This window comes from Psychrilyobacter piezotolerans, assembly GCF_003391055.1.
GTDB lineage: Bacteria > Fusobacteriota > Fusobacteriia > Fusobacteriales > Fusobacteriaceae > Psychrilyobacter > Psychrilyobacter piezotolerans.
The window spans coordinates 1-5,824 of record NZ_QUAJ01000056.1 but is presented as its reverse complement, the minus strand read 5'-3'; the positions used below and the strand labels follow the sequence as shown (position 1 = coordinate 5,824).

Here is a 5,824-nt window from a genome sequence, read left to right as displayed (position 1 = left end):
AGAGCCTAAAAGAAATAGTCGAAGCTATAGGAGGTCACACTAATCCACAGCGTCTATGTTAATTATATACTAAAAAATTAAATAAACTAGAAATAGTGCTTTTATAGCTCTATTTCATTATACAAGGGGTGCTTATGAAAGAGTTTTTTAAAGGTGATGATATCATGTCTTTTTATAGGGATATAATTAGATTCTTTGATGATGTTGAGTTAGAAGATGATCTTGCTTTATCCCACGATCAACCTTATTTAACAGTGGCTATGAGACAAGCTATAAATAAAATGCAATCATCATTAAATATTGATAGTAACGATAAGATACTAAAGAATAAAATTATTGTTTTAGAGGCTTCCCTAGAAACATTAAAAGATAAAATTAAATTAAAGTTGTCTAATTTAGTAAAATATAATGACATAAAAGGAACCTATGGATTTTTAGGAAAAATTAAGATGCAATTTGAAGATGAACATAATAATTTATGTAAAGACTTAGTATCAGAGTTAAGAAAAATCAATAAACAATTTAACGAACTAAAAGAATATAGTAAAAAGAGTATCTCTTTGAGAATTAAACCAGCAACTTTCACAATAACAGACTAAAAATAAATAGAAACTCCTAAGATCTAGACTTAAAAATCTAGGTCTTTTTTTTAGCCTCCCCCCAACCCTCCTGGCAGAATCTACTCTTTTTCTCATTTTATTCATCTTAGCTTAAAATACTTACAATAGTTTTCTCTTTATCCTCAAAGAGAAAACGACAACAAGGAAAGAGTTGATTTAAGGGACTAAAGTCGTTTCACCGTGATTATAACGTCTAAATTTCCTAAAATATAAAATTAATAAATTAAAATAGTTGACCAAACTACTTTTGATATAGTATAATAATTTGGTTAAAATAAATTAAAATTAAATATGCAACATCTTATTAAGAGAGACTGAGGGAATTGGCCCTACGACGTCCGGCAACCCCCATTTAGGGAAGGTGCTAAATCCAAGCGATTTAAAATCGTGAAGATAAGAGGAATAAAACATTCAACCTCTTATTGTAAAGATAAGAGGTTTTTTATTTGAGAAATTTTAGGAGGAATAAAATGAAATTAACTACAAAACATGTTGTAGCCATTGGAATAGGAGCAGCCCTTTACGGTGTGCTATCTGCTGTATCACTTCCTATCGGACCAAATACATCCCTTAGGATAGCCGTTACACTGCTTACTATATTTGGTGCATTATTCGGACCATTGGTTGGATTTTTAGTGGGATTTATCGGTCATGCCCTAAACGACACTATGATGTATGGGGGAGTATGGTGGAGCTGGGTTATGCTGTCTGCTATGATCGGATTTTCCATGGGATTTATCAGATTGGATAAAAGTTTTGACCCTGAACACGGAATTTTAAATAAAAAACATATAGTTAAACTATACATATGCGCAGTAATCGGAATGATCTTAGCAGGTCTAGCAGCCTATATTGGAGATGTATTCTTCTACGGCGAGCCTGCCAATAAGGTATGGATTCAAATCCTTATAGCCACAGCTTCAAACTTTGTCGTAACAGCCGGGCTGGGAATACCTGCTGTAATTATGCTGGCGAAAAGAAAGGGGAAACATAGAAATTTAACGGCTCAATAGAAAATAAATAAGGAGACACAAATGGAAAACGAAGCAAAAAATATTATTGAATTTAAGAACTTTACATTTCAATATAGGAGTTTGGGTACTCCCACATTAAAAAATATAAACCTGTCTATACAGAGTGGGGAAAAAGTACTCATTGCCGGTCCCTCTGGATCGGGAAAATCTACCTTGGGCCATTGTCTCAACGGATTGATTCCATTTTCTTATTCTGGAGAGATCACTGGTGAGCTGCAAATAAACAATATAGAACCTCATAAAGCCAGTATCTTTGACATCAGCAGCCATGTTTCTACCATCCTGCAGGACCAGGATGGCCAGTTTGTAGGCCTCAGTGTAGGAGAGGATGTAGCATTCAGGGAGGAGAACAGTAACGTTACCGTAGATATCATGAAACAGAATGTAAAAACAGCACTAAAAAAAGTAAATATGGAAAACCATATCTGCAAGAGCCCGCAGGAGCTGAGCGGAGGTTTGAAACAAAGGGCTTCCCTAGCGGGAATAATAATGAGTGAAGCACCTATCCTGCTCTTTGATGAACCCCTGGCAAACCTGGATCCTGCAAGTGGAAGATCTGCTATGGAATTGATCTCATCGGTTCACGAAAAATCCAATAAAACTATCGTTGTTATAGAACATAGGATCGAGGATGTTCTGGCTGAAAAATTTGATAAGATTATCATCATTGATAACGGGATAATAGCAGCATCAGGTACCCCTGCAGAATTAATCTTAGACGGGTCATTGAGACGTTTTGGGCTCCGTGAACCTCTGTATATTGAAACTCTGAGACACGCCGGTGTTGATCTTAAAGAATTGGATGTCTTAGATATATACAGTTTGAATTCCCCCAATGTCAAAGAAAATATAGATAACTGGATAGAGAATGTAAAACCTAAAGTTTTATCATATGATGAAAAAATATTGGAAATAAAAGATCTTACTTTTTCATATAATAAAAAAGACAATATCATTAAAAATATAAATTTTGATCTGTATAAAGGGGAGATAATTTCCCTTTTAGGAAATAATGGAGCAGGTAAATCTACCTTATCTAAGGTCATCACAGGTATCTGTAAAAATTCCAAGGGAACTATCTCCTATAAGGGAGAAAATATTGACAGCTGGAGTATCAGAAAAAGAGGGCAGGAAATTGGTTATGTTATGCAGAATCCAAATCATATGATTACCCAGGAAACCCTTTTAGATGAGGTAAGTTTTGGACTTAAACTCCGTGGATACAAAAAAGATGAGATTTTAGAAAAAGCTGAAAATACTCTAAAAATCTGCGGGCTGCACGCCTTTAGAAACTGGCCTATAACAGCTCTCAGCTATGGCCAGAAAAAAAGATTAAGTATCGCCACCATCTTAGCTCTGGATCCTAGTATTCTTATCTTAGATGAGCCTACAGCCGGACAGGATTATAAACATTATTTAGAATTTATGCAGTTTATAGAAAGTTTAAGTAAAACCGGCTTAAGCATCATCTTTATCACCCACGATATGCATCTGGCCCTGGAATACAGCAACCGTGCCATCGTCTTATCCAACGGGGAAATTATTCGCGATGATACAGTATCAAGTGTATTATCCCATGCAGAAATTTTAGAACAGGCAAATCTAAAGAAAATATCTGTTTCTACATTAGCAGGTGTCCTTGATATAGATGAAAAATTGATGCTGGAAACTTTTATAAATTATGATCACAGGGAGATGGTATAGGTGGCTGCAACAGGAACTTTATATATCGACAAAAAATCTCCTATCCATTCATTGGACGGCAGTATAAAACTCTTAATGTTATTAGTTTGGACAGCTGTAGCCTTTATGTTTATAGATATCAGAGTGTTTTTAGCTCTTATAGCAGGAGGAGCTTTCCTCATCCGAATGGCAAATATTACATTTAAAGAGGTCAAACCATTGGTAGTCTTTTTACTGATATTTACCCTCTTTAACTCTGCATTTTTGATCACAATAACTCCTGCCTACGGTTCGGAACTTATAGGTCAATATACACCTGTATTTAATATTTTAGGAAGACCCCTTACCTATGAAACACTGTGGTTTGCTGTAACACTGTCTCTAAAATATCTATCTATACTGCCTATAACTATCATATTTATCTTTACTACCCATCCCAGCAGGTTTGCAAGTAGTTTAAATAAGATAGGCGTTTCGTATAAGATAGCCTATGCAGTCAACATAGCCCTCAGGTATATCCCGGATGTCAGAGATGAGTTTGTAAACATCATGCATGCTCAGGAAGCTCGTGGAGTAGCCTTTAGAAAGGGAGAAGACAGCCTTATAAATAGGTTTAAAAACTATAACACCATCCTTATCCCCTTGGTTTTATCCTCGTTAAACAGGGTAGAGGTAGTCTCAAACGCTATGAATCTGCGTGGATTTGGATCTGAAAAAACCAGATCTTGGTACAACGGAAAAAAATATGGTAAATTTGATTTCTTAGCCATTGCACTCCTTATGATAGGAGCAGTTGCAGGAATTTTAATAAATAAATTTTATCTCAGTGGATTTTGGTATCCATTTTAAAAAATTATAAACAATTAATAATTAAAAATAAATAATAAATAACTCTTTCCTTGTTAAGGAAGAGTCAAGGAGGAAAAAAAATGACTAACAAAACTTATTTCACATCTGAGTGTGTATCACCGGGACATCCAGATAAGATCGCAGACCAAATTTCAGACGCAGTATTAGATGCTTGTTTAGCTGAAGATCCAAAAGCAAGGGTAGCTTGTGAGACTTTCTGTACAACAGGACAAGTAGTAGTTGGAGGAGAGATCACTACAACTACCTATGTAGATATCCAAAGAATAGTTAGAAACAAGATCGACGAGATCGGATACAAGCAGGGAATGGGATTTGACTCAGACTGTGGTGTATTAAATGCAATCCATTCTCAATCACCTGACATTGCTCAAGGTGTAGATACAGGAGGAGCCGGTGACCAGGGAATCATGTTCGGAGGAGCTGTAGATGAAACTCCTGAACTTATGCCTTTAGCACTTGTTTTATCTAGAGAGATTATCAGAAAGTTAACTGCTATTACTAGAAGCGGGGAATTAGCATGGGCTAGACCAGATGCCAAATCTCAAGTAACATTAGCCTACGACCAAAACGGAAATGTTGATCATGTGGAAACTGTAGTTGTTTCTGTTCAGCATAACCCTGAGGTTTCAAACGAAACTATCAAAGAGGATATCATAAAATTAGTTATCACTCCTGTTTTAGAGAAATATAATCTAGATGTTGAAAAAGTAAACCATTTCCATATCAACCCAACTGGTAGATTCGTAATTGGTGGGCCACACGGAGATGCAGGACTTACTGGTAGAAAGATCATTGTAGATACATACGGTGGATTCTTCCGTCACGGTGGGGGAGCGTTCTCTGGAAAAGACCCTTCAAAGGTAGATAGATCAGCTGCTTATGCTGCCAGATGGGTTGCAAAAACTATTGTAGGAGCTAAGTTAGCTACAAAGTGTGAAGTACAACTTTCATATGCAATAGGAGTAGATCACCCTACATCTATAAAGGTGGATACTTTTGGAACTGGAACAGTGGAGGAGATTGCATTAGCTCAAGCTGTAATGAAAATATTCGATCTTTCACCTAGAGGAATAGAGGGAGCTCTTGAACTTAGAGAACCTCAGTTTAAATATCAGGATTTAGCTGCCTTTGGACATATCGGTAGAACTGATATCGACCTTCCTTGGGAAAGATTAAACAAGGTAGAGGAATTAAAAAAGACATTAAACATAGGATAATAAAAAGATGATCTCTGTAATCTATAGAGGTCATCTTTTTTTAGTTTCTCTCTTGCATGAGCAGCAAAAAAAAAGAGGAGATAACCAAATGGTCATCTCCTCCTATATAAAAGTTGTTGAACTCTTACATCTATATAATAGTCTATCACTATAACTTTCTTTCCCTGCCTCGGTTTCTCTTATGACATCGTAATTTTATTCTAACTTAGAATAAAATTTCGTACTCGTCAATTGAGAAACCATCAGAAGGAAGAGTTCAATTACTTAGTGATCTTTCCTACTACACCTGATGCTACTGTTCTTCCACCTTCTCTTATTGCGAATCTTAATCCTTCTTCCATTGCGATTGGATGGATTAATTCTACTGTCATTTCAATGTTGTCTCCAGGCATTACCATTT

At 36.0% G+C, this 5,824-nt stretch carries 6 protein-coding genes and 1 riboswitch; of the genes, 5 read left to right on the top strand and 1 reads right to left on the bottom strand.

Annotated elements, in window-relative coordinates:
* The first annotated feature begins 134 nt into the window (after positions 1-134).
* The 5 genes from DYH56_RS15435 to metK all read left to right on the top strand — a co-directional run bounded on the left by DYH56_RS15435 (position 135) and on the right by metK (position 5,424).
* Positions 135-599 (top strand): hypothetical protein, encoded by a 465-nt coding sequence (locus DYH56_RS15435; protein WP_114643755.1) that lies wholly within the window; start codon positions 135-137, stop codon positions 597-599.
* Between the two features lie 319 nt (positions 600-918).
* A riboswitch (SAM riboswitch) is annotated at positions 919-1,020 on the top strand.
* 70 nt (positions 1,021-1,090) lie between these two features.
* Positions 1,091-1,633 (top strand): ECF-type riboflavin transporter substrate-binding protein, encoded by a 543-nt coding sequence (locus tag DYH56_RS15430; protein WP_114643754.1) that lies wholly within the window; start codon positions 1,091-1,093, stop codon positions 1,631-1,633.
* Between the two features lie 21 nt (positions 1,634-1,654).
* Positions 1,655-3,358 carry an ABC transporter ATP-binding protein gene (locus DYH56_RS15425; protein ID WP_199533057.1) on the top strand — a complete coding sequence of 568 codons (1,704 nt, stop codon included), beginning with the start codon at positions 1,655-1,657 and terminating at the stop codon, positions 3,356-3,358.
* Positions 3,359-4,186: an energy-coupling factor transporter transmembrane component T family protein gene (locus DYH56_RS15420; RefSeq protein WP_114643753.1), complete on the top strand. Its 828-nt coding sequence runs from the start codon at positions 3,359-3,361 to the stop codon at positions 4,184-4,186.
* An 80-nt stretch (positions 4,187-4,266) separates the two neighbouring features.
* Positions 4,267-5,424, top strand: a complete 1,158-nt coding sequence (gene metK, locus DYH56_RS15415; RefSeq protein ID WP_114643752.1) for a methionine adenosyltransferase — start codon at positions 4,267-4,269, stop codon at positions 5,422-5,424.
* 260 nt (positions 5,425-5,684) lie between these two features.
* Here the strand turns inward: metK and DYH56_RS15410 are convergent.
* Positions 5,685-5,824: EF-Tu C-terminal domain-related protein (locus tag DYH56_RS15410; RefSeq protein ID WP_500797408.1), on the bottom strand; the 140-nt coding region annotated here is incomplete at its 5' end.

Coding starts and splice junctions, on each gene's coding strand:
- DYH56_RS15435 (WP_114643755.1), top strand. CDS start 135: ATGAAAGAGTTTTTTAAAGGTGATGATATCATGTCTTTTTATAGGGAT.
- DYH56_RS15430 (WP_114643754.1), top strand. CDS start 1,091: ATGAAATTAACTACAAAACATGTTGTAGCCATTGGAATAGGAGCAGCC.
- DYH56_RS15425 (WP_199533057.1), top strand. CDS start 1,655: ATGGAAAACGAAGCAAAAAATATTATTGAATTTAAGAACTTTACATTT.
- metK (WP_114643752.1), top strand. CDS start 4,267: ATGACTAACAAAACTTATTTCACATCTGAGTGTGTATCACCGGGACAT.